The organism is Micromonospora sp. CPCC 206171 (assembly GCF_036906755.1).
Lineage (GTDB): Bacteria > Actinomycetota > Actinomycetes > Mycobacteriales > Micromonosporaceae > Micromonospora > Micromonospora purpureochromogenes.
In genome coordinates, this window is the sequence record NZ_JBAKHT010000004.1 from 208,467 (window position 1) to 233,089 (window position 24,623).

24 protein-coding genes and 1 tRNA gene are annotated in these 24,623 nt (G+C 72.2%); 16 read left to right on the top strand and 9 right to left on the bottom strand.

The features are described from left to right. Positions 1 to 57 precede the first annotated feature (57 nt). Entirely contained in the window at positions 58 to 513 is a 456-nt protein-coding gene (locus tag V6U89_RS08040; protein WP_334570041.1) for a MarR family winged helix-turn-helix transcriptional regulator, read from the bottom strand. Between the two features lie 82 nt (positions 514 to 595). Here V6U89_RS08040 and V6U89_RS08045 point away from each other — a divergent pair, with 82 nt between their 5' ends. Further along, positions 596 to 1,042 carry an SgcJ/EcaC family oxidoreductase gene (locus V6U89_RS08045; protein WP_334570044.1) on the top strand — a complete coding sequence of 149 codons (447 nt, stop codon included), beginning with the start codon at positions 596 to 598 and terminating at the stop codon, positions 1,040 to 1,042. 276 nt (positions 1,043 to 1,318) lie between these two features. On the opposite strand, the gene V6U89_RS08050 is transcribed toward V6U89_RS08045, so the two are convergent. Next, complete coding sequence (locus V6U89_RS08050; protein WP_154940908.1) at positions 1,319 to 1,819, bottom strand: MarR family winged helix-turn-helix transcriptional regulator; 501 nt, start codon at positions 1,817 to 1,819, stop codon at positions 1,319 to 1,321. A gap of 102 nt (positions 1,820 to 1,921) precedes the next feature. Here V6U89_RS08050 and V6U89_RS08055 point away from each other — a divergent pair, with 102 nt between their 5' ends. Both V6U89_RS08055 and V6U89_RS08060 read left to right on the top strand, forming a co-directional pair. Continuing rightward, positions 1,922 to 2,500, top strand: a complete 579-nt coding sequence (locus tag V6U89_RS08055) for a YceI family protein (protein ID WP_280838927.1) — start codon at positions 1,922 to 1,924, stop codon at positions 2,498 to 2,500. 242 nt (positions 2,501 to 2,742) lie between these two features. Continuing rightward, a complete protein-coding gene (locus tag V6U89_RS08060; RefSeq protein WP_334570049.1) occupies positions 2,743 to 4,221 on the top strand; it encodes a glutamate--cysteine ligase in 1,479 nt (492 codons plus the stop codon). 126 nt (positions 4,222 to 4,347) lie between these two features. Here V6U89_RS08060 and V6U89_RS08065 read toward each other — a convergent pair whose 3' ends face one another. Next, positions 4,348 to 5,733: a hypothetical protein gene (locus V6U89_RS08065; RefSeq protein WP_334570051.1), complete on the bottom strand. Its 1,386-nt coding sequence runs from the start codon at positions 5,731 to 5,733 to the stop codon at positions 4,348 to 4,350. Positions 5,734 to 5,849: 116 nt separating this feature from the next. Between V6U89_RS08065 and V6U89_RS08070 the strand changes: the two genes are divergently transcribed. Then, positions 5,850 to 6,533, top strand: coding sequence for a PASTA domain-containing protein (locus V6U89_RS08070; RefSeq protein WP_334570052.1), 684 nt, complete (start codon positions 5,850 to 5,852; stop codon positions 6,531 to 6,533). Positions 6,534 to 6,635: 102 nt separating this feature from the next. Then, a complete protein-coding gene (locus tag V6U89_RS08075; RefSeq protein ID WP_334570054.1) occupies positions 6,636 to 7,442 on the top strand; it encodes a PASTA domain-containing protein in 807 nt (268 codons plus the stop codon). Between the two features lie 9 nt (positions 7,443 to 7,451). Here the strand turns inward: V6U89_RS08075 and V6U89_RS08080 are convergent, their stop codons facing one another. Both V6U89_RS08080 and V6U89_RS08085 read right to left on the bottom strand, forming a co-directional pair. After that, positions 7,452 to 7,943 carry a hypothetical protein gene (locus V6U89_RS08080; RefSeq protein ID WP_334570057.1) on the bottom strand — a complete coding sequence of 164 codons (492 nt, stop codon included), beginning with the start codon at positions 7,941 to 7,943 and terminating at the stop codon, positions 7,452 to 7,454. Between the two features lie 102 nt (positions 7,944 to 8,045). Next, the gene (locus V6U89_RS08085) at positions 8,046 to 8,330 is read right to left on the bottom strand and encodes a hypothetical protein (protein ID WP_334570059.1); all 285 of its coding nucleotides are present in this window, start codon (positions 8,328 to 8,330) and stop codon (positions 8,046 to 8,048) included. Between the two features lie 627 nt (positions 8,331 to 8,957). On the opposite strand from V6U89_RS08085, the gene V6U89_RS08090 reads away from it, so the two are divergent. The 3 genes from V6U89_RS08090 (at position 8,958) to V6U89_RS08100 (ending at position 10,588) form a co-directional block, all read left to right on the top strand. Beyond that, positions 8,958 to 9,839 carry a helix-turn-helix domain-containing protein gene (locus V6U89_RS08090; protein ID WP_334570062.1) on the top strand — a complete coding sequence of 294 codons (882 nt, stop codon included), beginning with the start codon at positions 8,958 to 8,960 and terminating at the stop codon, positions 9,837 to 9,839. After that, entirely contained in the window at positions 9,809 to 10,030 is a 222-nt protein-coding gene (locus V6U89_RS08095) for a DUF397 domain-containing protein (protein WP_210777652.1), read from the top strand. Before V6U89_RS08090 ends, V6U89_RS08095 begins: the two co-directional genes overlap by 31 nt. Before the next feature lie 150 nt (positions 10,031 to 10,180). Further along, entirely contained in the window at positions 10,181 to 10,588 is a 408-nt protein-coding gene (locus tag V6U89_RS08100) for a hypothetical protein (protein ID WP_088959607.1), read from the top strand. Here the strand turns inward: V6U89_RS08100 and V6U89_RS08105 are convergent. After that, a complete protein-coding gene (locus V6U89_RS08105) occupies positions 10,556 to 11,158 on the bottom strand; it encodes a hypothetical protein (RefSeq protein ID WP_334570066.1) in 603 nt (200 codons plus the stop codon). The two genes, V6U89_RS08100 and V6U89_RS08105, sit on opposite strands and share 33 nt — an antisense overlap. 218 nt (positions 11,159 to 11,376) lie before the next feature. Between V6U89_RS08105 and V6U89_RS08110 the strand changes: the two genes are divergently transcribed. Next, positions 11,377 to 13,254: a S8 family peptidase gene (locus V6U89_RS08110; protein ID WP_334570068.1), complete on the top strand. Its 1,878-nt coding sequence runs from the start codon at positions 11,377 to 11,379 to the stop codon at positions 13,252 to 13,254. A gap of 102 nt (positions 13,255 to 13,356) precedes the next feature. On the opposite strand, the gene V6U89_RS08115 is transcribed toward V6U89_RS08110, so the two are convergent. From V6U89_RS08115 to V6U89_RS08125, 3 genes are all read right to left on the bottom strand, one after another. Next, positions 13,357 to 14,163: a WecB/TagA/CpsF family glycosyltransferase gene (locus V6U89_RS08115; RefSeq protein WP_334570150.1), complete on the bottom strand. Its 807-nt coding sequence runs from the start codon at positions 14,161 to 14,163 to the stop codon at positions 13,357 to 13,359. After that, a complete protein-coding gene (locus tag V6U89_RS08120; RefSeq protein ID WP_334570071.1) occupies positions 14,160 to 15,233 on the bottom strand; it encodes an NAD-dependent epimerase/dehydratase family protein in 1,074 nt (357 codons plus the stop codon). Before V6U89_RS08120 ends, V6U89_RS08115 begins: the two co-directional genes overlap by 4 nt. A 110-nt stretch (positions 15,234 to 15,343) precedes the next feature. Then, positions 15,344 to 15,429: transfer RNA gene (locus V6U89_RS08125), tRNA-Leu, on the bottom strand. 214 nt (positions 15,430 to 15,643) lie between these two features. Here V6U89_RS08125 and V6U89_RS08130 point away from each other — a divergent pair. From V6U89_RS08130 to pknB, 7 genes are read left to right on the top strand one after another with little or no spacing between them, the layout of a single operon-like run. After that, positions 15,644 to 16,438 (top strand): FhaA domain-containing protein, encoded by a 795-nt coding sequence (locus tag V6U89_RS08130; RefSeq protein WP_088959603.1) that lies wholly within the window; start codon positions 15,644 to 15,646, stop codon positions 16,436 to 16,438. Positions 16,439 to 16,444: 6 nt separating this feature from the next. Next, positions 16,445 to 16,930, top strand: a complete 486-nt coding sequence (locus V6U89_RS08135; protein ID WP_074315675.1) for an FHA domain-containing protein FhaB/FipA — start codon at positions 16,445 to 16,447, stop codon at positions 16,928 to 16,930. Beyond that, positions 16,927 to 18,342, top strand: a complete 1,416-nt coding sequence (locus V6U89_RS08140; protein WP_334570074.1) for a PP2C family protein-serine/threonine phosphatase — start codon at positions 16,927 to 16,929, stop codon at positions 18,340 to 18,342. Before V6U89_RS08135 ends, V6U89_RS08140 begins: the two co-directional genes overlap by 4 nt. A 31-nt stretch (positions 18,343 to 18,373) precedes the next feature. Continuing rightward, entirely contained in the window at positions 18,374 to 19,864 is a 1,491-nt protein-coding gene (locus V6U89_RS08145) for an FtsW/RodA/SpoVE family cell cycle protein (protein WP_334570077.1), read from the top strand. Beyond that, entirely contained in the window at positions 19,861 to 21,366 is a 1,506-nt protein-coding gene (locus V6U89_RS08150) for a peptidoglycan D,D-transpeptidase FtsI family protein (protein WP_334570079.1), read from the top strand. Before V6U89_RS08145 ends, V6U89_RS08150 begins: the two co-directional genes overlap by 4 nt. 1 nt (position 21,367) lies before the next feature. Next, the gene (locus V6U89_RS08155; protein WP_334570081.1) at positions 21,368 to 22,795 is read left to right on the top strand and encodes a protein kinase domain-containing protein; all 1,428 of its coding nucleotides are present in this window, start codon (positions 21,368 to 21,370) and stop codon (positions 22,793 to 22,795) included. Further along, positions 22,792 to 24,588, top strand: coding sequence for a Stk1 family PASTA domain-containing Ser/Thr kinase (gene pknB, locus V6U89_RS08160; RefSeq protein WP_334570083.1), 1,797 nt, complete (start codon positions 22,792 to 22,794; stop codon positions 24,586 to 24,588). Before V6U89_RS08155 ends, pknB begins: the two co-directional genes overlap by 4 nt. Positions 24,589 to 24,623 lie beyond the last annotated feature (35 nt).

The window sequence follows — 24,623 nt, forward strand, 5'->3', positions numbered from 1 at the left end:
CGCGGCCGGCGAGCGAGGGTTGGCATGGCCACCCGGCGAACGTGAGTGGTCGACGCACTAGCCGCGGGTGTGTCTGCGGATCTCCTCGGTGGCCTCGCGGTAGGCGGGTGCGGCGTGGGTGAAGTAGTCGAAGAGCAGGTCGAGTTGCTCGGGCGTGTAGCGGGCGAGGACGTCGGCGATCTTGCGGCGTCCGGGTGCGACGACCTGGTCGATGCGCGTGAGCGCGTCGGGGACCGGTTCGACCACGACCTTCCGGCGGTCGGCCGGATCCGCGGCCCGGCGTACGTAGCCGGCGCGTTCCAGCCGGTCGATCAGGCGCGTCGTGGCGCCGGTGGTCAGGCCGGTCCGGGTGGCCAGTTCGCCTGAGGTCAGCGCGCCGTCGAGGCTGATCAGGCTCAGCGCGTACCACTCGGTCGCGTGCAGGCCGGCGGCCTCGGCGCCCGCCATGCCGTGCAGCCCGACCGCGTCCAGGTAGCGCCGGAAGATCACATGCCGCTCCTGCGGACTTGCCATTCCGTCGATCCCTTCCGATAACATCTGCACGTATGCAGATACTGCGCATAGGCAGCATCTGTCTCACGTCACTGGAGGAATCATGCCCGCGGATGACCGGACAGCCGTCACCGACGTCCTGCACGCCCTGGTCGACGCGTGGGGTCGGCACGACGCTGACGCCTACGGCGAGCTGTTCACCGACGACGCCACCTACGTCACCTTCGTCGGCACCCGCTATCAGGGGCGGCGGGACATCGTGGCGAGCCACCGCACCCTGTTCGCCAGGTTCCTCAAGGGCACCCGGCTCGCGGACGAGGTCATCGACGTCCGCTTCCCCGGCCCGGACACGGCCCTGGTGACCGGCCGCGGCGACACCTACAAGGGCACCCGGCCGAGACGGCTGAGCAAGGTCCAGACCTACGTCCTGGTGCGTCAGGCGGACGGGTGCTGGCGGATCGCGGCGTTCCACAACACCAAGCGCAAGCCGCTCATGGAGGCGATCTCGTTCCGTACCGCCCCCGGCCTCGTTCCCACCGACCGGCACTGACCGCCGCGCTGCTCGTCGCGGCGGGCGCCGGGTACGCCTGGCTGGCGAATTGATCGCTACCGGGGCACAAACTGCGGGGGCGGGGAGGCGCGAGCGAAGAAGCCCCCTGGTGATTCCCCTCGCTCAATCGCTCGCGCCGGCACCCCCCCAGGTGCTCCCCCCGCGCTCGACGAAGGCTAGCCACCCCCGACGTCCGCTTTGCGGGACTTCACTGGGTTGTCCGGGCCGGCGTGGCCAGTTCTGCCGGTGGTTCTGCCGGTAGGGCGGGGCGGGGTGTCAGGCCGCCGGTTCGTTGGCGGGGGCCGGCTCGGTGCTGCCGGCGGTCGCCCCCGGGTGGACGGCGTCCCGCACCCGGCGCAGGCCGTCGAGCATCGCCGCCAGCGCCGCGGGTTCGAGTTGGCCGGTGAACCACTGCTCGATGATCCGCAGGTGACCGGGGAGGGTCTCGTCGAGGCGCTTCAGCCCCGACGGGGTGACCACCGCGTACGAGCTGCGGCGGTCGGACGGGCAGGCCCGGCGGCACAGCAGGCCGTCGCGTTCCATCCGGTCCACCACGCGGGTCACCCCGCTGGTCGACAGGGAGGTCTGCGCCGCCAGGTCGGTCATCCGCAGTTGGTGCCCGGGGGATCGGGCGAGCCGCATCAGCACCTCGAACTCGACGGCGGAGAGGCCGTGCTCCTCGTACTGGTCGGCGAACCGGGCCGACAGCCCGGCGTACGCCTCGACGAGGAGGCCGACGGCGGTGATCCGGGGGTCGTCGAACACGTTCTGATCCACCTGGCCATCCTAACAGTGCTTGACACGGGGAATATTGCTGCGGTTATAGTTGCTTCGTCAGTCATTGGGCTTCTAAACAATCTCTTCCCTGGAGGACGCACCATGACCAGCACCGAGTCGGTTACCCGCGACTGGGAGGGCCTCACCGTCCCTACCGCCGGCACCTACCTGCTGGATGCGGCTCACAAGCGGGTCGGGTTCGTCGCCCGGCACATGATGGTCAGCAAGGTACGCGGTGAGTTCGCCGACGCCTCGGCCACCATCACCATCGCCGAGGACCCCATGCAGTCCTCGGTCACCGCCACCATCCAGGCCGCCAGCATCAACACCGCCCAGGCCGACCGGGACGCCCACCTGCGCAGCCCGGAGTTCCTGGACGCCGAGGCCTTCCCGACGCTGGAGTACCGCAGCACCGGTGTGAAGTCCCGGGACGGCAACGAGTTCGTGCTGCTCGGCGAGCTCACCATCAAGGGCGTCACCCGGTCGGTGGAGCTGGACGTCGAGTTCGAGGGCGTCGGCCGCAGCCCGTTCGGCCAGGACATCTTCGGCTTCTCCGCGAGCACCGAGATCGACCGGGAGGACTTCGGTCTGACCTGGAACGTGGCGCTGGAGACCGGCGGCGTGCTGGTCGGCAAGAAGATCAAGATTGAGATCGAGGGTGAGGCCGTCCGCCAGGCCTGATCCCTGCGGACCCACCCGGCGAGGCCCCTGCTCTTCTGAGCAGGGGCCTCGCCCCGTCTCCGGGTGCAAATTGTCACGAATTATTCGTCAGCCGGGCCGGTGCCCGCGGTGGCCGCTGGGTAGAGAGGGCCACAGCGCGTATTCGTGGGGCCACTGGCCCTGGCGAGGTGGCGCTCTTACCGTGGTTGTTCACAACGCGGGCGGGACGACACGGTCCCGCGCGCCTCGCGCCGGGAGGGCACATGGGTAGGGACGTCGAGCAGGGCGCCTTCTCCCGGGAAGACCGGGTCCGCTACCGGCAGAAGGTTCGGCGCAGTCTGGACGTCTTCGCGTTGATGCTGGACGACTTCGGCTTCGACGCGGACCGGCCGATGACCGGTCTGGAGATCGAACTCAACCTGATGGACCCGGCGGGCGAGCCGGCGATGCGCAACGAGGAGATCCTGGCCGCCATCGCCGACCCGCTCTTCCAGACCGAACTCGGCCAGTTCAACCTCGAACTGAACGCCGCGCCCCGGCTGATCGAGGGCAGCGGGTTCGCCGAGTACGAGGCCGACCTGCGCAGCAGCCTGACCCGCGCCGACGAGCGGGCGGCGAAGTCCGACGCCCGGATCGTCCTGGTCGGCATCCTGCCCACGCTCACCGAGCGGCACCTGGTGGTGGACAACCTCTCCACCAACGAGCGCTACCGGGTGCTCAACGACCAGATCGTCGGCGCCCGGGGCGAGGACATCGAGCTCGACATCCGGGGCGTGGAACGGCTCCAGACCCACACCGACTCGATCGCCCCCGAGGCGGCCTGCACCAGCCTCCAGTTCCACCTCCAGGTCGCGCCGGACAGCTTCGCCGACTACTGGAACGCCTCCCAGGCGATCGCCGGCGTCCAGGTCGCGATCGGCGCGAACTCCCCCTTCCTCTACGGGCGGCAGCTCTGGGCCGAGACCCGGATCGCCCTCTTCGAGCAGGCCACCGACACCCGCCCCGACGAACTCAAGGCCCAGGGCGTACGACCCCGGGTGTGGTTCGGCGAGCGCTGGATCACCTCGATCTTCGACCTGTTCGAGGAGAACGTCCGGTACTTCCCGCCGCTGCTGCCGATCTGCGAGGACGAGGACCCGGTCGAGGTGCTGCACGCCGGCGGCGTGCCCCAGCTCTCGGAGCTGCGGCTGCACAACGGCACGGTCTACCGCTGGAACCGGCCGGTCTACGACATCATGGACGGTCGCCCCCACCTGCGGGTGGAGAACCGGGTGCTGCCGGCCGGCCCGACCGTGGTGGACATGCTGGCCAACGCCGCCTTCTACTTCGGGCTGGCCCGCGGGCTGGCCGAGTCGGACCGCCCGATCTGGAGCCAGCTCACCTTCAGCTCCGCCGAGGAGAACTTCCACGCCGCCGCCCGGCGCGGCATGGACGCCGTCCTGCACTGGCCCCGCCTCGGCGACGTGCCGGTGGCCAAGCTGGTCCTCGACACGCTGCTGCCGACGGCGGCGACCGGGCTGGACCGGTTCGGCGTCGACCCGGCCGAGCGCGACCGGCTGCTCGGCGTCATCGAGCAGCGCTGCCGTACCGGCCGCAACGGCGCGGTCTGGCAGACCGAGGCGGTCTGGGCGGCCGAGCGGCACCGGAACATGGACCGCGAGGCCGCCCTGCACCACATGGCCCGCCGCTACGCCGAACTCCAGCGCAGCAACGAACCCGTCCACACCTGGCCCGTCGACTGACCCACCCTCCACACCGGGCGGTTATGGCACTGCACTTTCACGGAAAGAGGGGCTATTCCGCGTCGGACAGCCACTCTTTCGGTGAACGTGCCTGGCCATCGGGCCGGGTGTGGGCGCGAGTGAGGGTCAGCGGGGGCGGCGGGACGGGCGGGTCCGGGGGGCGGTGGTGGGTGACGCGTCCGAGGGGTCGATGGTCTCCGGCGTCGGGTCGGGCGCGGTCTCGTCGGTCGAGGTCGTCGACTGCGCCCCGGAATCCCGGACGGGAGGGGTGGCCCGGCCTCGGCGGGCCGGTCGGGTCCGTCCGGTGCCGGTGGCGGGCGAGCCGTCGTCCGGGCGGCTGGTCCCGTCCGGCCGGTTGTCGGCCGGGGCCGGGTTCGTCTCGGCGAGCGGATCGGCGAGCCCTGTCGCGTCCGGTCGGGTGGCGGTCGTGGTCGCCGTGCCGGCCGTCGGCCGGGTGGCCGCGCCTGATTCCAATTCGCCCGTCGGGCCGGCGGGCCGACGCGTCGCGCCGGACGGGCCGGGGGTGTCGAAGGGCTCGCCGGCCGACGTCAGGTCGCCGTCGAACCCGCGGTCGTCCAGGTCGCCGGTGCGCTGCCGGGGCACCATCGCCGGGCGAGCGGCCGCGCGCCGTTCGGCGCGCTGGGCGAGCGCGGCCACCAGCACCGAGCCGGCCGCGCCGACGAGCACCGCGTACGGTGCGACGAAGTGCGCCGAGACCTGCGCGGGGGTGACCTCGGCCAGCCGGGGCACGGCGACGAAGTAGGCGACCGCGACCAGCAGCGGACCCGCCGCACCGGACACCGCCGCGCCGAGCCGACGCTCCGCCACCCGGGCGGTACGCCGCGCGGCCAGCGCGCCGATCAGCAGCGCCGAACCGGCGGCCAGCAGCACCCCCGGCCAGTAGACGTAGTCCCGCAGCCAGAACCGGGCGCTGTCCGTGCTGATCTGCCAGATCCCGAGCTGAGCCGTGGTCAACCCGCGTCCCGCGAGCACCCCGTCCGCGACCGACACCACGGCGAGCAGCCAGATCCAGCCCACCGTGGCGATCACATTGGTCGCGACGGCCCGCGTGTGCAGCGCCCAGATCGCGGTCAGCAGCCCGACCAGCACCCCGACCGCTGCGTACCCGGCGGCCAGGCTCTGTGGTGCGAAGGTGTCGGGCACGGTCGCCGCCCGGGCGGGCACGGCCACCAGCAGCACCGTGATCAGCGCGCCCACCGCGCCGGCCACGGCCAGCGTCATCCGGCGCAGCGTGCCGCCCCGCTCGGCGTCGCCGTCGTGTCCCCGTTCCGCCAGCCGCTGGGCGCAGACGGCCCCGGCGATGGTGGAGACGGCCGCGATCCACGTCGCCCAGGCGAGGCTGGCGTACCAGGCGGCGCCGGCGGCGCCGCGCTCGGCCGGTGCCCAGTCGATGACGCCCAGCCCGTAGGCGAAACCCAGTTGTGCCGCACCCACGCCGGCAGCGACGCCGACCGCGGTGGCGACCGATCCTCCCCAGCCCAGTCTGGCCATGCCGGGGAGCGTAGCGTCCCCTGGTCGGCGCGGCGAGCCGTGTGACGGCCCGGACGACGTGCGGTGACGGCTTGGCATCGCCCGGTACGGTCGCGGGTGACGAGGCGGAGAGTGCGATGAGCGACGGCCACACCCTTCTGGACACTCCGGCGCCGGGGCCGCGGGGGCGCGCCCCGCTGCTGATCGGCGGCGGGCTGGCCTTCGTCCTGCTGGCCACCGTGGGTGCGACCGCCGGCTGGGTGCTGGCCGGGCCGGACGAGCCGTCCGCCACCGATCCGCCGGCCGCGGCCGCGTCGACCGCCCCGACCTCGGCGCCCGCCCCGACCTCGGCCGCTTCGTCACCGTCGGCGCAGCCGGCGACCGTCGCACCGACGACCGCCCGGCCGACCCCGCCCGCCGCGTCGAGCACACCCCCCACCGGGTACGTGACCGTCCCCGATCTGGTCGGCGACGGCTTCGAGGGGGTACGCAGCGACCTGCGGGACCGGAAGCTGGGGTGGCGGCTGATCTTCGGCACCGGGTCGGGTGAGAAGGTCGAGCGCCTGGACCCCGCACCCGGCACCCGGGTGAGCCACGGCACCACCGTCAAGGTGTACGTCGCCGGGCCGGCACCGGAGGCGGAGGTGCCCGATCTGGACGACTACGACTGCGCCGACGCCGCCGCGACGATCGTCGAGCGCGGCTTCTACCCGCGTTACCGCACGGGTCGGGTCGGCAAGGTGCGCTCCCAGGATCCGGAGCCCGACGTGACCCGGCACTGGAACGACGAGGTCGCCATCTCCTGCGGCGGCGAGGAGTAGGCGCGGGCGGGCCGCCGCGCCGATCCCGGCGGCTGGTGACCCCGACCGTTACCGTGGACCGTCGAGGGCCACGACGCCTGCCCCGGTGGGAGAGGACGTGCGATGAGCGACGACCGTCAGGAGCCCGCCGACGACGCGACCCGCCCGCTGCCCTCCGATGACGACCGGACCCGCCCGCTGCCCCGCGCCGGCGACGGGCAGCCGCCGGGCCGCCCCACCCCGGAGCCGCTGGACGCGACCGCCCGGCACGAGCCGCTGGACGCCACGGCCCGGCACGAGCCGTTGGACCGGACCCGGCCGCTACCCCCGACCGGTGCCGGGGAGCAGACCGGGCCGACCGCGCCGCCCGTCTGGTCCGGGCGGGCCGGGGTGCCACCGCCGCGTCCGGCCGACTACCGGGAGCCGGTCGAGTGGTACGGCGAGGAGCAGCGTGGACGTCGCTGGTGGATGCCGATCCTGCTGGGCATCCTGGCGCTGCTGCTGCTCGCCGCCCTCGGCACGGGGATCTGGCTGCTGCTGCGGGCCGCCGAGGAGCGGAACGAGGAACCCGCCCCGCCGGCGCCGACGAGCGCGCCGGTGACCACGGCCGCGACCACCGCCGCCCCGACCACCGAGGCGCCCAGCACACCGGCCACCACGGCGGCCGCCCAGATTCCGGTGCCGCCCCTGGTGGGGCTGCCGCGGGCGTCGGCGGAGCGGATCCTGGACCGGCTCGACCTGTCGTACCGGGTGCGGACGCGGGAGTCGTCGGAGCAGCCGCCGGGCACCGTGATCGAGACCGACCCGGAGGCCGGTGAGCTGGTCGACACCGGTGATCGGGTGACGTTGGTGGTGGCCGCCGCGCCGTCGCCGACGGCTTCCCCCACCCGGACGGTCGAGCCGACGCCCGAGGTCACCCCCACCGGCTAGGAGGCTGGCTCACCACCTCCGGCGTCGCGTGCCGACCAGTCCCAACCCGGCCAGGGAGATGGTCAGGCCGAGCAGGCCGGAGTAGAAGAGCGACTGGCTGAGGGCCTGCCGGGCGTCGGCCGTGGACGAGCCGGCCAGGGCGGCCTCGCCGTCGCCGGGCCGGGAGCCGGCGTCGCTGTGGGGATCCTCCGAGGCGTTCGTCTCGGGACCCGGTGCGGTGTCGCCGTACCGGTGGTCGTCGGGTGCGGCGAGGTCGGCCGGCTGGTCGGAGTCGTCCTCGTAGCCTGGGTACCCGGCCACGCCGGGAGGTGGTGAGTTCTGCTCGACCACGGTGATCTCGGGAGCGGGAACGGGCTCGGCCAACCGGGTCGCCGATTCGGCCGGATAGCGCACCACCACCACGAGGGTGGTGACGGCGCCGACCAGCGCCAGCAGCCCGAAGGCATAACCGATACGGGACCTGTGGTGCCGCCGCGCGGCGGGCATATTGACCATGGCCATCCCAGGTTCAGGGTCCGGGACGCGCGGGGTGGTGACTTTCGCCGGGGTGGGCGTACCGAGTCTATGGCGACGGCACGCCCCCCGGCCGGGTAATGGCGGAGGTCAGCCCACCGCCACCGGGGCGCGGTTGATCGTCCGTCGGGTCCGTACGGTGTGCTGGCGCGGCACGGGCGCCGCCTGGAGCCGCCGGAGACCGGCCTCCTGTACGAAGATCGACCGTCGGTTGATCGCGTCCCCCGCCGCGTTCAACTCGTAACCGTCGAGCCAGAGCCAACCGTCGTAGGTGGGCCAGTCGAGCACCCGGATGACCCGGAACGTGATGGGTCGGATGAACTGGACACTCGCCGCGCGAGTCACGTGCAGTACGTCACCGGAGCGGGGAAGCACATGGGCTCCTGGGGAGGGTATGGCCGGCGGTGCCGGACCGGAGGTCATGGGGGAAGGTTTCTGGGGCCCGGTGACGGGATCGTGCCCCGCCGGCCGGTGGATCGGTGGCGGTGGTCGGGCCGTGCCCGCTGGTGGCGGACCGCCACCCGACCATCACCGTGCTGCTCCCGGTTACCGCTCCCGCCGCCGCAGCCGTCGGGCGTGCAGCGGCGGGGTCATCACCCCGGGGCAGGTCTCGTCGTCGCAGCTGGACCGGGTCGCCCGGCCGTCGTCCCGCCGGTGTCGTCGCCGTACCGGGGAAGCGTGGGGAGACGGTGAGTAACCCGAGCCATACGGACAGAGTGCATCAGGGACGTGCGACATGCAAGTTGCACGTCGACTTTTGCCGATACGCGAGCGCGACACGTGAACGAGGCGCTTGATGACGCCGACCCCGGACGGGCACACTGGACGCCGGTTTCGCCCGACGCGGCCGGTCGACGACCGGCACCATCCCTGCCGCGAACGATCGCCCGCCGTTCGTCGGTCGCGCCTCGGCGGGTGTCGACGCAGGCGCGAGCCACCGGGAGGTAACCGGGTGAGCGCGAGGAACGGGGAACACCACCCGGTGAGCCGCGGGGTGCCGCGGTGAGCGAGCGGCGCAGCCCCACCATCCGGCGTCGCCGGTTGGGCGCCGAACTGCGCCGCCAGCGCGAGGCGGCGGGGATCACGATCGAGGTGGTCGCCGAGCAGCTCGAGTGCAGCGCGTCGAAGATCTCCCGGATCGAGACCGGCCACACCTCCGCGACGCCGCGGGACGTCCGCGACATGCTGCGGATCTACGGCGTGGTGGGCGTCGAGAGCGACGAGCTGGTGCAGATCGCTCGGGAGGCCCGGCAGAAGGGCTGGTGGCACCCCTACAGCACGGTGCTGGTCGGGGCGTACGTCGGCCTGGAGGCGGCCGCCAGCTCGATCCGGGCGTACGAACAGCAGGTGGTCCCGGGCCTGCTGGAGACCGAGGAGTACGCCGGGGCAATGATCCGGGCAGCCCGCCCGGACTTCACCGTCGACCAGGTGCAGCAACGGGTGCGTGTCCGTCTGGGCCGTCAGTCGTTGTTGACCCAGGACGATCCGGTCGATTTGTGGGTGGTGCTCGATGAGGCGGTGCTGAGCCGGCCGGTGGGCGGCGACGCGGTGATGCGTGGCCAGCTCCAGCGGCTGGTGGAAGTGGCGGAACTGCCGAACGTGACGCTTCAGGTCCTGCCCTTCGAGGTGGGCGCGCACGCCGGCATGGACGGCACCTTCACCATTCTCAGCTTCCCCGAACCGAGTGATCCCGATGTCGTGTACGCGGAGAACGCCACGGGTGGGCTCTTCCTGGAGAAGAGCGACGAACTGCAGAAGTACAGCTTCATCTTCGATCACATTCGAGCAGCGGCCATTCGCCCGGAGGAATCCATAGCTCACATCGCGAAACTGGTAGAGGAGCCGCTGTGGAAATGGCGACCAAGGAGTTCCCCGTGGACCTGAGGCACGCGACGTGGTTCAAGAGTTCGAAGAGCGGGCCGAACTGCGACAACTGCGTCGAGGTGGCGTACGTGACCGGGGCGGTCGGCGTTCGGGATTCGAAGGACAAGACGGGCCCGGCCCTGGTCTTCGCTCCGGGAGACTGGCACGCCTTCGTCACCCGGACCCGGAGCGGCGGGTTCGTCCAGCACTGATCGACGCAACGTGGCGTTGACGACGGGTCGGCCGGGGATCTCCCCGGCCGGCCCGTCGCCACTTGCGTTCCGTCTCGTTGAACCCCTCGATACGGCGCTGGTCGACAACCCGCCGCACGGATCGGAAACCGAGCGAGGCAGGCGAGACGGATGACGACGATCGGTTCAGACAACCTCACCAACGGCCCGGGCAAGTCGGAGCGCTTCGGCGGCAAGTACCGCGGCGCGCGCCGGGACACCGTGCTCACCGAGGTCGTGTCCACCGACACCGAGGTCGGCGGGCGGGACGCCGGGTCGGCCGCGCCGGAGCAGGCCGGGCCGCCGCTGACGCTGCCCTCGCTCGACCCGAACCCGCTGACCGAGCCCTCGTTCCCGCCGGCCGGGTGGCCGTTGGAGCCGAGCGAGTCGCTGGTCGACCACCCGCTGCTGCGCGGCCTGCTGATGGAGCTGCCGCCGAAGGGCAGCGTGCCGCCGCCCGGTTGGCTGGACCGCTGGTTCGAGGCGACCCGGGCGATCCTGGAGCTGCTATACGTGCAGGGGCCGAGCCGCACGCGCTGAGGTCGCCGTCGCCTCCGGTAACGCCCGCTCGGCGAGCCGGTTGTGGCGGAGTGCCAGGCGTACCCCGATCGCGATGACCGCGAGACCGCCCAGGGTGACGGCCGGTCCGGTCAGGCGCGGGTCGGCGGCGAGGTCCAACCCCGCGGCGGACAGCACCGGCGGCAGCGTGGCCAGGGCGGTGGCCTGCAGCGGCAGGCCGATCAGCGGATGTGCCCCGGCGGCCCGCAGGCCGTGCGGCGCCGGCGTCTCCGGCGCGGTGGCGAACGCGCCGGCACCGGCTCCGAGCCGGCGCAGCCGCCGTACCGTGCAGACCGCGACGGTGAGCGCCGGGCCGGCGGCCAGGCCGAGACCGGCGGCGGCCCGGTCGACCGGCGTAGCGCCGGCACTGGTCAGGCCGACCGCCAGCACCGCCGCCGTCAGGCCGAGGCCGGTCAGGGTCAGGGCGAGCAACCATCCGGTACGCCGGCGGAGTGCGCGGGCGCGGTCCAGCCGGGGCAGTCGATCGGCCACCACACCGGCGGCCAGCCAGACCCCGGCGATCGGCAGCAGAACGATGAGATGGCCATCCATGTGGTCCAGCGTTGCCCAGATCGGCCGTCGGCGAATCCGGGGCCGGCCCCCCGTTCGCCCCCTACCTCACCCGTAGGGGCATCCCGCCGACGTTATGAACGTTTCGACATGTTTAACTCCCGGACCCCGCCGATCTACCCTCGGATAGATCGGCAACCATCGATCAGCCTCGGATGCGCGGGTGGACGCTCGGCTGCCGGTCGGAGGGAGGTAGGGAGATGGGTCTTCCACACAGGTCCGCACTCGTCGGGGTGGCCACCCTGGCGATGTTGGCAACCGCCGCACCCGCCATGGCCGCCGAGCCCGTCGGGGTGATCCGGGAAGCGGGCGGGGCCACCGCCGTGCCGGACAGCTACATCGTGGTCTTCAAGGACAGCGCCGTCGGCCGGAGCCGGGTGGGTGACAACGCCCGACGGCTGGTCGGCAGGCACGGCGGCCAGGTCGCCCGTACCTACACCGCCGCGCTGCGCGGCTTCGAGGTCACCGTCGGCGCGGCGGCGGCGGCCCGGATCGCCGCCGACCCCGCGGTGGCGTACGTCGAACAGAACCACACCGTCTCCATCTTCGGCACGCAGGCCAACCCGCCCTCCTGGGGCCTGGACCGGATCGATCAGCGCAACCTGCCGCTGAACAGCTCGTACACCTACCCGACCACGGCGTCCAACGTGCGCGCCTACGTCATCGACACCGGCGTGCTGTACGGGCACAACGACTTCGGCGGCCGGGCGGTCTCCGGCTTCGACGCGGTGGACGGCGGCTCCGCCGACGACTGCAACGGCCACGGCACGCACGTCTCGGGCACCGTCGGCGGCTCTTCGTACGGCGTGGCCAAGGGCGTGCAGATCGTCGGCGTCCGGGTGCTCGACTGCCAGGGCAGCGGCACCAACGCCCAGGTCGTGGCGGGCATCGACTGGGTGACCGCGAACGCGGTGAAGCCGGCCGTGGCGAACATGAGCCTCGGTGGCTCCGCCAACAGCTCGATCGACACGGCGGTCACCAACTCCATCAACTCCGGCATCACGTACGCGGTCGCCGCCGGCAACGGCGACATCTTCGGCAACCGCCAGAACGCCTGCAACTACTCCCCGGCCCGGGTCGGGTCGGCGATCACCGTCGGCGCCACCCAGAACAACGACGCCGCCGCGAGCTTCTCCAACTTCGGCACCTGCGTCGACATCCTGGCCCCGGGCGTCAACATCACCTCCGCCTGGTACACCGGCACCACCGCGACGAACACCATCAGCGGCACGTCCATGGCGTCGCCGCACGTCGCCGGCGCCGCCGCGCTCGTCCTCTCCGCCAACCCGTCGTGGAGCCCGCAGCAGGTTCGCGACAACCTGGTCAACGCCGCGACCCCGAACGTGGTGACCAACGTGGGCACCGGGACCCCGAACCGGCTGCTCTACGTGGACAACGGCACCACCCCGCCGCCGACCAACGACTTCTCGGTCTCGGTGTCGCCGACCTCCGGCTCCACCGCCCCGGGCGGGTCGGTGACCGCCACCGTGGCCACCGCCACCACCAACGGCTCCGCGCAGTCGGTCAGCCTCTCCGCCAGCGGCCTGCCGGCCGGCGCGACCGCCTCGTTCAACCCGTCCACGGTGACCTCGGGCGGCTCGTCCACGCTCACCATCGCCACCTCGGCGAGCACCCCGCCCGGCACGTACACCGTGACCGTCACGGGCACGGCCGCGTCGGGCACCCGTACGGCGACGTACTCGCTGACGGTGACCGGCTCGGGTGGTGGCGGCTGCTCCGGCAGCAACGGCACGGACGTCGCGATCCCGGACACCGGCGCCACGGTGTCCAGCTCGATCGTGATCTCCGGGTGTGGCCGCAACGCCTCGTCGGCGTCGACCGTCGCGGTGAACATCGTCCACACCTACCGCGGTGACCTGGTCATCGACCTGGTCGCCCCGGACGGCTCCGCGTACCGGCTGAAGAACAGCAGCTTCTTCGACGGTGCCGACAACGTCAACGCCACCTACACCGCGAACCTCTCGTCGGAGGCGGCGAACGGCACCTGGCGACTCCAGGTGCGCGACGTCTACTCGGGCGACACCGGCTACCTCAACACCTGGACCCTGACCCTCTGACGCACCCTCGCCGCGGGGCTCCTTCCCACCGGAAGGGGCCCCGCACCCTGTCTGGCCGGCCCGCCGGCTCCGCAGACCCGCCGGGTGGCGCGGCTGCGCGGGTCAGACCGAGAAGGTGGCCGGGCGTTCCGTGGCCGGCGCCGGAGGCTGCGCCTTCCACAGGCCGGTCTTCTGCCCGGCGAGGCGGGTCAGGTACGCCGGGTTGAGGATGACGTACCGGCGCCAGAGCCGCTTCGGCTCCAGGCCGAGCCGCCAGAACCACTCCAGCCCGGCCCGCTGCATCCACGGGGGCGGCTGCTTGAGCAGGCCGGCGTGGTAGTCGAAGGCCGCGCCGACCGCCATCAGCGGCATGTCCAGCAACGGCCGCATCGCGTACGCGAAGACCTCCTGGCGCGGGCAGCCCAGGCCGACCAGGACGAGCCGGGCCCCACTGGCCCGGATCCGGTCGGCGATCTCCACGTCCTCGCCCGGCTGGACCTCGCGGAACTTCGACGGCTCCACCCCGGCGATCTTGAGCGCGGGGAACATCCGTTCCAGCGCCGGGATCAGTCGGGCCAGCGTCTCCTCGGTGGAACCGTAGAGGTAGACCGGCAGCCCCTCCTCGGCGAAGCGGCGCAGCACGTGCAGGGTCAGCGTCGGGCCGTAGACCCGGTCCGCCAGGCCGGCGTGGTGCAGCAGGTTGAGCGCCCAGCGGACCGGCTGGCCGTCGGGGGTGACCACGTCGAAGGAGTTCAGCCGGGCGTTGTGCGCCGGGTCGAGCACCCCGGTCATCACGCCGTGCACGGCCAGCGCGGTCAGCGCCAGCGGGCGGCGCTCGTGCGCGGCGGCCACCACCTGCTCGGTCGCCGAGGCGTAGTCGGTCGCGTCGACCAGGACGCCCAGGACGTTCCGCTTGCCCTTGCCGGTCATGCCTGCGGCACCCACTTGTCGACGTTGGCCTCGTAGATCTCCCGCATGATCATCGGTACGTCGTAGACCTGCTTCCAGTCCGGGTAGTCGGCCTGGAAGGCCTCGTTCGAGCCGATCCACCACTTGTGGTCGCCGATCCGGTTCGCCTCGACGTACTCGGTGACCATCTCCCGGCCGGTGATCTGCTCGGCCAGGGCGAACGCCTCCCGGTTCGAGGTGTTGGAGTGCCGCCCGCCGCCCAGGTTGTAGACGGCCGCGGAGCGCGGGTTGCGGAAGAACGCCTCGAACGCGGAGACCACGTCCGAGCTGTGGATGGCGTCCCGGACCTGCTTGCCCTGGTAGCCGAAGATCTTGTACGTGCGGCGCTCCATGTTCGCCCGCATCACGTACCCGAGGAAGCCGTGCAGCTCCGTCGCGGAGTGCGCCGGGCCGGTCAGCGTGCCGCCCCGGAAGCAGGCGGTCTTCATGCCGAAGTACCGGCCGTACTCCTGCACCATCACGTCGGCGGCGACCTTGGAGGCGCCGAAGACCGAGTGCAGGCAGGCGTCGATCGACATGTCCTCGCGGATGCCCTGCTCGTACGGGTGGCCCGCCTCGATCTCCCACCGGGTCTCCAACTCCACCAGGGGCAGGCTGTTCGGGCGGTCGCCGTAGACCTTGTTGGTCGAGCAGTGGATCACCGGCGCCTCGATGCAGTGCTCGCGCACGTTCTGCAGCACGTTGAGGGTGCCGCCGGCGTTCACGTCGAAGTCGGTGAAGGGGTCGCGCACCGCCCAGTCGTGCGAGGGCTGCGCGGCGGTGTGGATCACCACGGCGATGTCCCGGCCGTAGCGGGCGAAGAGCTTCGCCAGCGAATCCCGGTCCCGGATGTCGATGCTGTGGTGCGAGTACGCGGACCCCAGCTCGTCGGCGAGCCGCCGGACGTTCCACGCGGTCGACGCCTCGGCGCCGAAGAACTCCTGCCGCATGTCGTTGTCGATGCCGACCACGTCCAGGCCGAGGCCGGCGAAGTGCCGGACCGCCTCGGACCCGATCAGACCGCCCGACCCGGTCACCAACGCGACACTCACACGCCACTCCTGGTCAGTAGGAGGCAGGGAAACCCTCGGAGCATAGCGTGACGTCCGGCACGCCCCGATACGAGTCGAGGGCCCCGCAAGCTGCGGAGCCCTCGTCTGTCTGGTGGGGAAGGGGGGAGTTGAACCCCCACGTCCTTTCGGACACACGGACCTGAACCGTGCGCGTCTGCCATTCCGCCACTTCCCCGTGGCTTGACCTCGAACACTGTAGCTGGTGCCGATCCCGCTGTCGCCAGCGGGCCTACGTGTCCTCCGTCATCGCCTCGACTGGTTACGCTCCGTGGAGCAGTCACCGCCTCGGCGGACGAAACATTAGCACGCCCGGAGGGCCCCTTTCGAACGGGCCGGCACGCGCCCGCCGAGCGGCGCGCGAGCTGCATGCGCGCCGGCCGGATACCATCATGTCCTCGGGACCCGAGGAGGAGCCGGTGAGCGTGCTGCAACGCTTCGAGAAGCGTCTGGAAGGCCTGGTCGAGGGGGCCTTCGCCAAGGTCTTCAAAGGGGTGGTCCACCCCGTGGAGATCCTCAACGCCATGCAGCGGGAGGCCGAGGCGCACAAGGCCATCCTGGCCGGTGGGCGCACGTTGGTGCCCAACCGCTACGTGATCGATCTCTCGCCGTACGACCACAGTCGGCTGGCGCCGTACGCCGCCGCGCTGGCCCAGGAACTGGCCCAGTCGCAGGCGGAGTTCATCGGCGAGCAGGCGTGGACGGTCTACGGCGACGTGATCGTCGAGATCGAACGCGGCGAGGGACTGGACACCGGCATGTTCCGGGTCACCGCCGAGGTCTACACCGGTGGCGAGGTCGCCCCGGTCTCCGCGCCCGGTGGCTACGACGCCGGCCCGCCGGCGTACCCCGCGTACGACCAGGGCGGCGGCTACGGCCCGCCGCCGGGACACGGCGGCGGCGCCCGCAACGTCCGGCTGGTCTCGGGCGACGGCCGCACCTACCCGCTCCAGATGGGGTCGACGGTGATCGGTCGCGGCGACCAGGCCAACCTGCGCCTGCCGGACGTCGGGATCTCCCGGCGACACGCCCGGCTGGACTTCGACGGCGGCCAGGTCGTGCTGACCGACCTCGGGTCGACCAACGGCACGATGGTCAACGGCCAGCGCGTCTCCGCGGTCGCCCTCAACCCCGGCGACATGATCCAGCTCGGCACGACCACCCTGACCTTCCGCGTGGACGGCTGACCCGCCTTGCCGGAGCTCGTCATCACCGTCGCCCGGTTCGGGTTCCTCATCCTGCTGTGGATCTTCGTGTTCACGGTGGTCGGCGTGATCCGCCGTGACCTCTTCGCAGGAGCCCGGTCGGGCCGGCTGGTGGCCGCGCCGCGCGCGGTGGGCGCCTCCACCGGGCAGGCGGCGAAGCCGGCGAAGGTGAAGCGGGGCAGGGCCGCGCACCAGTTGGTGGTCACCGCCGGCCAGCTCGCCGGCACCCGGATCACCCTCGGCGAAGCCCAGATCACCATCGGACGGGCCGAGGACTCCACCCTCGTCATCACCGACGACTACGCCTCCGCGCGGCACGCCCGGCTCGTGCCCCGCGACGGGCAGTGGTTCGTCGAGGACCTCGGCTCGACTAACGGCACCTACCTGGATCGCGCTAAGGTCACCGGACCAACCCCCGTCCCCCTCGGCGTGCCGATCCGGATCGGCCGCACTTCTCTCGAATTACGGCCATGACTCTGACCCTGCGCTATGCGGCCCACAGCGACCGCGGTCTGATCCGAGACGGAAACCAGGATTCCGTCTACGCCGGGCCGCGGCTCCTCGCCGTCGCCGACGGCATGGGCGGCATGGCCGCCGGTGACGTCGCCAGCAACATCGTCATCGGTGCCATGGCGCCGCTCGACGAGGACGTCCCAGGGGACGCCCTCGTCGACGCGCTGCGCTCGGCCGTGGGCACCGCCAACCAGCAGCTCCGCGACACCGTGGACGCCAATCCGCAGCTGGAGGGGATGGGCACCACGCTCACCGCGACCCTCTTCTCCGGCAGCAAGCTCGGAATGGTCCACATCGGTGACTCGCGGGCCTATCTCCTGCGCAACGGTGAGTTCGCGCAGATCACCAAGGACGACACCTACGTCCAGATGCTCGTCGACGAGGGCCGGATCAGCGCGGAGGAGGCGAGCAGCCACCCCCAGCGCTCGTTGCTCACCCGCGCCCTGGACGGTCGCGACATCGACCCGGAGTACAGCGTCCGCCAGGTGCTGCCCGGTGACCGTTACCTGATCTGCAGCGACGGGCTCTCCGGCGTGGTCAGCGCGGACACCATCGCCGACACCATGCGGGAGTACACCGACCCGCAGCAGTGCGTCGAGCGGCTGGTGCAGCTGGCGCTGCGCGGCGGCGGCCCGGACAACATCACCGTGATCATCGCGGACGCCACCGACCAGGACATCGTCGAGGCGAGCCCGATCGTCGGTGGTGCCGCGTCCCGGGACCGGGGCATGGCCACCTCGGCCGACGTCTCCACCCCGGCCGCCCGCGCCTCGGCGCTCTCCGCCCCGCGTCCCCCGGTGCCGGAGGACCCGGCCGCCAACCGGGACGACGAGCCCGAGCGGCGCCGCCGGCCGCTGCGTACCGTGGCGATGCTGCTGGCGCTGCTGGTGATCCTGGGCGGCGGTCTCTTCGCCGGCTGGAGCTACACCCAGCGGCAGTACTACGTCGGGGCGACCGAGCAGGGGCAGCTCGCGGTCTTCCGCGGCGTCCCCGGCCAGGTCGCCGGGCTCGACCTCTCCAGCGTGCACTCGACCAGCCAGGCCAAGCTGGACGACCTCACCCTCGCCGCGCAGGAGCAGGTCAAGCAGGGCATCCAGGCCAAGAGCGAGCCCGACGCGGTACGCCGGCTGACCGAGCTGACCGTCGACGACCCGGCCAACCCCAACCTCAAGCCGCTCTGCCCGCCGAGCCCGACCGTGGCGGCGAGCGCCTCCCCGGTCCCGCCGACCGGCAGCCCGGCCCCGCCCACCCCGACCGCCGGCGGCCGTCCGGCCGGCACCGTCACTCCCGCGCCGACCACCACGCCCGACGCCCCGGCCTCCGACCCGGTACCGCCGGTCGTGGATCCGGCGGGCTGCCGGTCGACCGAGTGAACGTCGGCTGAGAGCCCGAGGAATCGATTTCGTGACCGCAGCCGCCACCCCGGCAGCCTCGCCCGCCACCACGGGCGAGCAGCCCGGCGTGCGCCTGGCCCGGTCCCGGCGCAACGCGGAACTCTCCCTGCTGCTGCTGGCCATGGTGCTGGTGGCGGCGTACGGGGCGATCGTCGAGGCGAACATGCTCGACACGGTCACCCCGGACTTCTGGGTCCCGGCGGCGGCGCTGGGCGCCGTCTTCCTCGGCATGCACGTGGTCATCCGGTGGCTGGCGCCCTTCGCCGATCCGGCCCTGCTGCCGGCGGTCGCCCTGCTCAACGGGATCGGGGTCGGCTTCCTGCGCCGGCTCGACCTGGGCAAGGCGGCGCCGGTCGAGCGGGAGACGCTGGCCGTCTTCGCCGGCACCGGCGGTCGCCAGCTGGCCTGGACGCTCGCCGCGGTGGTCCTCGCCGCCGGGCTGCTCGTCCTGATGCGCGACCACCGCTCGGTCTCCCGGTACGCGTACACCCTGGGTCTGGCCGGCATCGTGCTGGTGATGATCCCGGCGGTGCTGCCCGGCCGGTTCTCCGAGATCAACGGTGCCAAGCTCTGGATCCGGGTCGGCGGCTTCTCCATCCAGCCCGGTGAGTTCGCGAAGCTGGCCCTGCTGGTCTTCTTCGCCTACTACCTGGTCCGCAAGCGCGAGGTGCTCTCGCTGGCCAGCCGCCGGATCCTCGGCATCGACTTCCCCCGCGGCCGGGATCTCGGCCCGGTGGTCGTGGTGTGGCTGATCAGCCTCCTGGTCCTGGTCTTCGAGAAGGACCTCGGCACCTCGCTGCTGTACTTCGGCATGTTCGTGGTGACGCTCTACATCGCCACCGAACGGGTCAGCTGGCTGCTGATCGGTCTGGTCCTCTTCTTCGGCGGCGCCTACCTCGCGTACGTCCTGGGTGGCACCGTCGGCGGCCCGTTCGCCAACTTCTACACCCGGGCGGAGATCTGGCTGGACCCGTTCGCGGAGCCGTACGACCGGGGCTACCAACTGGTGCAGGGCCTGCTCGGCCTGGGCAGCGGCGGTCTCTTCGGCACCGGCCCGGGTGCCGGCGAGCCGCTGGAGATCCCCGAGGTGCAGAACGACTTCATCTTCGCCGGCATCGGCGAGGAGATCGGCCTGTTCGGACTCACCGCGCTGCTGGTGACCTACCTGCTGATCGTCGAGCGGGGGCTGCGGGCCGGGCTCGCCGTCCGGGACTCGTTCGGCAAGCTGGTGGCCGGCGGTCTCGCCTTCACCCTCGGACTCCAGGTCTTCGTGATCGTCGGCGGGATCAGCAAGCTCATCCCGCTGACCGGGCAGACCACGCCGTTCCTCTCCGCCGGTGGTTCCTCGCTGATGGCCAACTGGCTGCTCATCGCGGTGCTGCTGCGGATCTCCGACGCGGCCCGCCGCCCGGTGGCCCAGGGCGCCGGCCCGGCGGCCCGACCCGGTGGCGGCGCGCCGGAGCAGCTGCACGGTGCTCCCACGGAGGTGATCCGGCCGTGAACGCACCCCTGCGCCGCGTCGGCGTCGTCGTCATGATCCTGTTCGGTCTGCTCTTCGCGAATCTGAACTGGATCCAGGCCTACAAGGCCGATGAATACCGCAACAGCGACTACAACGGCCGGGTCCAGGTGGCCGAGTACGAGCGCCGACGCGGCAACATCGAGGCCGGCGGCACCGCCGTCGCCACCAGCAAGGAGACCAGCGGCAAGCTGAAGTTCCTGCGCACCTACCCGGGCGGGGGGAAGTACGCGCACGTGCTCGGCTACAAGCCGGTCAACCTCGCGGACACCGGCATCGAGCGGGTGGAGAACGAATTCCTGGCCGGCACCAGCGACGCGCTGATCGCCAACCGGATCAAGGACATGTTCACCGGCGACGAGACGGGTGGCGGCAACGTGCTGCTCACCCTCTCCAAGCGTGCCCAGGACACCGCGTACGAGCAGTTGCGCAACAACAACAACGGGGTGAAGAAGGGCGCGGCGATCGCCATCGACCCGCGTACCGGGGCGGTGCAGGCGCTCGTCTCGATGCCCAGCTTCGACCCGAACCCGCTGGCCGACCACGACACGAACCAGGCCTCCGCGGCGTACAACCGGCTGGAGCAGGACCCGGACGGTCCGCTGAAGAACCGGGCGCTCTCCGAGACGCTGCCCCCCGGCTCCACCTTCAAGATCGTCGTCGCCGCCGCAGCCCTGGAGAACGGGGTCGGCAAGAACACCCAGATCCCGGCCGGGGCGAGCTGGACCCCGCCCACGTCGGGCTCCCCGATCCGCAACGCCGCCCCGTCGATCTGCCCCGAGCCACAGGTCAGCCTGATCGAGGCGGTCCGGGAGTCGTGCAACACGGGCTTCGCCCAGCTCGGCGTGAAGCTCGGCGCGGACACCGTCAAGGAGAAGGCCCGCCAGTTCGGCTTCGAGCAGGACGACCTCACCGTCGGCCAGCTCGGCGAGGACGGCCTCACCGTCGCGCCGAGCCGGACCGGCGCGATGGAGGCCCCCGGCGGCGGCACCGACCCGGCCGCGCTGGCCCAGTCCTCCATCGGGCAGCGCGACGTCAAGATGACCCCGTTACAGGGCGCGCTGATCGCCGGCACGGTCGCCAACGGCGGCAGCCAGATGCGGCCGTACCTGGTCAAGCAGCTGCTCGCGCCGGACCGCACCACCAGCTACTACACCGCCAAGCCGCGCGAGCTGCGCCAGCCCGTCGACGGCACGGTCGCCGCCGACCTGCGGGAGATGATGGTCGCCGTGGTCGAGGACGGCACCGGCAACAAGGCGCAGATCGACGGCTACACGGTCGGCGGCAAGACCGGCACCGCCCAGTCCGGCCCGCAGACGCCCGACCACGGCTGGTTCATCGGGTTCGCCCTCGACAAGAACGGCACCCCGGTCTCCGCGGTCTGCGTGGTGCTGGAGGAGGCGGGCAGCGGCGGCAGCGCCGAGGCGGCCCGGATCGGTGGCCGGATCATGCAGGCGGCCATCGCCGACTCCGGGGGCCGCTGACATGCTGCACCCCGGGGTCCAGCTCGGCAACCGCTACCGCCTCGACGAGCGGATCGCCAGCGGTGGCATGGGCGATGTCTGGCGCGGCACCGACCAGGTGCTGGGCCGTACGGTGGCGGTGAAGAGCCTGCTCCCGGCGCTGCTGGACGATCCCGGTTTCGCCGAGCGGTTCCGGGGCGAGGCGCGGACCATGGCCACCATCAACCACCCGGGCGTGGTCGACGTCTACGACTTCGGCAGCGACCAGCAGATCGCCTTCCTGATCATGGAGTACGTCGAGGGTGACGCGCTGTCGGCGACGCTGAGCCGGGTCGGCCGGCTCACCCCGGCCCGGACGATGGCACTGGTCGCTCAGGCGGCCGACGCGCTGCACGCCGCCCACGAGAAGGGCATCGTGCACCGGGACGTGAAGCCGGGCAACCTGCTGGTCCGGCCGAACGGGACGCTGGTGCTGACCGACTTCGGCATCGCCCGCTCCGACCTGGTCGGGCAGCTCACGGCCGCCGGCTCGGTGCTCGGCACCGCCTCCTACATCTCCCCGGAGCAGGCCACCGGCGCGGTCGCCACCCCCGCCTCCGACGTGTACGCGCTCGGCGTGGTGGCGTACCAGTGCCTCGCCGGCCGGCGTCCGTTCGACGGGGACAACCCGCTCGAGATCGCGATGAAGCACGTCCGGGAGACGCCCCGGCCGCTGCCCGGCGACATCCCGCCGCAGGTCCGGGCGATCGTCGAGCGGGCCCTGGCGAAGGATCCGGCGGCCCGCTGGCCCAGCGCCGCCGCGCTGGCCTCGGTGGCCCGGCAGGCGAAGCTCGCGCTCTCCCAGCAGGCCCGGTCCGGTGGGCACGCCGGCCCGGTCTCGGGGGCGCCCGCTTCCCCGGCCGCCCCGGTGGCCCGCGCCCAGGTGCCGGCCGGCCCCCAGCAGCATCGGCCGCCCGCGCTGGCCCAGCAGCACCGCCCACCGGCCGCCGGACAGGCCCGCCCACCGGTCGCCGCCCGGCAGCCTCAGCCGCCCGCTGCGGCCCAGCGCTCGCCGGCCCCGGCCGGGCCGCAGTCCCGGCCGCCGGTCGCGCAGCCTGCGCCGCCGCGCGGGGTCGCGTCACCGGCTCCCACCCGGTCCGACCGCCCCGTCGGGTACGCCCGACAGCCGGTCCCGGCTGCTGTTCCGCCGCGTCGTTCCAGGTCAGGGATGGTGACCGTGGCCATCCTGCTGGCTGTACTGGTCCTGGTCTGCTCCGGCGTGATTTCCTACAGGGCGCGGCAGGGCGCGCTGACCGGTGACCCCGGCGCAGCCGGCCCGCTGAGCGTGACGTCCGGCGCGGTCAGCGCGTACGGACGCGACGATCTGGCCCAGAAGCCGTACCGTCGGATGGAACGGCTTCGACCGGGTGGCGGCGAGACGACGACGAGCGAAGGACGACGAACGCGATGACAGCGCAGGCCCGCCTGCTCGGTGGCAGGTATCAGGTCGGCGAGCTGCTCGGCTACGGCGGCATGGCGGAGGTTCACCGTGGTCGTGACCTCCGGCTGGGCCGCGACGTCGCGATCAAGATGCTCCGCACCGACCTGGCCCGGGACGCCACCTTCCAGATGCGGTTCCGTCGGGAGGCGCAGAACGCCGCCTCGCTGAACCACCCGGCGATCGTCGCCGTCTACGACACCGGCGAGGAGACCGCGCCGACCGGCGAGACGCTCCCGTTCATCGTGATGGAGTTCGTCAACGGCCGCACGCTGAAGGAGGTCCTCGGCGTCGAGGGCCGGCTCCAGCCGCGCCGGGCGCTGGAGATCTGCGCCGACATGTGCGCGGCGCTGGAGTTCAGCCACCGGCACGGGATCATCCACCGGGACATCAAGCCGGGCAACGTGATGCTCACCCAGACCGGCCAGGTCAAGGTGATGGACTTCGGCATCGCCCGTGCGTTGGCCAGCGGCGCGACCACGATGACCCAGACCAGCGCCGTCATCGGCACCGCGCAGTACCTCTCCCCGGAGCAGGCGCGCGGCGAGTCCGTGGACGCCCGCTCGGACGTCTACGCCGCCGGCTGTGTGCTCTTCGAGCTGGTCTGCGGGCACCCGCCGTTCGTCGGGGACAGCCCGGTGAGCGTGGCCTACCAGCACGTACGGGAGGCCCCGCCGACGCCGAGCGACATCAACCCGGACGTCAACCCGGCGGTCGACGCGATCGTGCTCAAGGCGCTGTCGAAGAACCCGCTCAACCGCTACCAGAGCGCCGGCGAGATGCGGGCGGACCTGCTCCGGGCCGCCGCCGGCCGGCCGGTGCTGGCCACCCCGGTCATGCCGCAGGACGAGACGGCGCACCTCGCCCCGGCCGCCGGCGGGTACCCGACGCAGGTCGCGGGCGGGCAGACCCGGCAGCAGGCCCCGGCGCGGGTCGGTGACCCGGGTCGGCGCAAGAGCTCGGCCTGGGTGATCGCCGCGTTCGCCGCGGTCGGCGTGCTGGCGGTGATCGCCCTGGTGGCGGCGCTGCTGCTCAACAACGGCGGCCCGGAGAAGGTCCAGGTGCCGAACCTCGCGGGCAAGGACCAGGCCACCGCGTTCACCGAGATCCGCAACGCGGGCCTGGTGCCGGGCCTCGGCGACGAGTTCTTCGGCCCCAACTGCAAGAAGGGCACGGTTGCCGAGCAGACCCCGGCCGCCGGCAGCAGCCTGGAGGAGAACCGTCAGGTGACCGTCAGAATCTGCGGCGGTCCGGCCACCAAGACGGTCCCGGCCGGTCTGGTGGGTGGCACCTATGAGAGCGTCAAGGCGACCTTGGAGGGCCAGGGCTTCACCGTTGTGCAGGAGACGGTGGACAGCCCTCGCGAGAAGAACGACGTGATCAAGGTGAACCCGCCGTCTGGTTCAAAGGTCGCCGAGGGCGCCACGATCACGGTTACCGTCTCGAAGGGCAACGTGGGGGACGTGCCTCGGGTCATCGGCCTCACCGAGGAAGAGGCCCGGGCCGAGCTGAAGAGCGCCGGCTACGAGGTACGGGTACGCGACGGCGACGAGGTGCCCGCGGCGGAGGCCGGCAAGGTCACCGGCCAGAACCCGGGTCCGGGAACCAACCTGGCCAAGGGCAAGACGGTCACCATCGAGGTGTCCATCCCCGAGCCCACCCAGGAGCCGAGTCCGCCCACCGCGACTCCGAGCAGCCCGACCCCGACCACCGGCAGCGGTGGCGGCCTGTTCCCGCCGCCCCCGGGCGGTGCCCCCGCCCGGTGAGCTGGACGCAGCCCTGACGAAGGCCCGGTCCCCTG

Bases quoted from the DNA above. Each gene is read 5' to 3' on its own strand.
- V6U89_RS08040 (WP_334570041.1), bottom strand. From the start codon at position 513: ATGGCAAGTCCGCAGGAGCGGCATGTGATCTTCCGGCGCTACCTGGAC.
- V6U89_RS08045 (WP_334570044.1), top strand. From the start codon at position 596: ATGCCCGCGGATGACCGGACAGCCGTCACCGACGTCCTGCACGCCCTG.
- V6U89_RS08055 (WP_280838927.1), top strand. From the start codon at position 1,922: ATGACCAGCACCGAGTCGGTTACCCGCGACTGGGAGGGCCTCACCGTC.
- V6U89_RS08060 (WP_334570049.1), top strand. From the start codon at position 2,743: ATGGGTAGGGACGTCGAGCAGGGCGCCTTCTCCCGGGAAGACCGGGTC.
- V6U89_RS08065 (WP_334570051.1), bottom strand. From the start codon at position 5,733: ATGGCCAGACTGGGCTGGGGAGGATCGGTCGCCACCGCGGTCGGCGTC.
- V6U89_RS08070 (WP_334570052.1), top strand. From the start codon at position 5,850: ATGAGCGACGGCCACACCCTTCTGGACACTCCGGCGCCGGGGCCGCGG.
- V6U89_RS08075 (WP_334570054.1), top strand. From the start codon at position 6,636: ATGAGCGACGACCGTCAGGAGCCCGCCGACGACGCGACCCGCCCGCTG.
- V6U89_RS08080 (WP_334570057.1), bottom strand. From the start codon at position 7,943: ATGGCCATGGTCAATATGCCCGCCGCGCGGCGGCACCACAGGTCCCGT.
- V6U89_RS08095 (WP_210777652.1), top strand. From the start codon at position 9,809: ATGGCGACCAAGGAGTTCCCCGTGGACCTGAGGCACGCGACGTGGTTC.
- V6U89_RS08100 (WP_088959607.1), top strand. From the start codon at position 10,181: ATGACGACGATCGGTTCAGACAACCTCACCAACGGCCCGGGCAAGTCG.
- V6U89_RS08105 (WP_334570066.1), bottom strand. From the start codon at position 11,158: ATGGATGGCCATCTCATCGTTCTGCTGCCGATCGCCGGGGTCTGGCTG.
- V6U89_RS08110 (WP_334570068.1), top strand. From the start codon at position 11,377: ATGGGTCTTCCACACAGGTCCGCACTCGTCGGGGTGGCCACCCTGGCG.
- V6U89_RS08115 (WP_334570150.1), bottom strand. From the start codon at position 14,163: ATGACCGGCAAGGGCAAGCGGAACGTCCTGGGCGTCCTGGTCGACGCG.
- V6U89_RS08130 (WP_088959603.1), top strand. From the start codon at position 15,644: ATGTCCTCGGGACCCGAGGAGGAGCCGGTGAGCGTGCTGCAACGCTTC.
- V6U89_RS08140 (WP_334570074.1), top strand. From the start codon at position 16,927: ATGACTCTGACCCTGCGCTATGCGGCCCACAGCGACCGCGGTCTGATC.
- V6U89_RS08155 (WP_334570081.1), top strand. From the start codon at position 21,368: ATGCTGCACCCCGGGGTCCAGCTCGGCAACCGCTACCGCCTCGACGAG.
- pknB (WP_334570083.1), top strand. From the start codon at position 22,792: ATGACAGCGCAGGCCCGCCTGCTCGGTGGCAGGTATCAGGTCGGCGAG.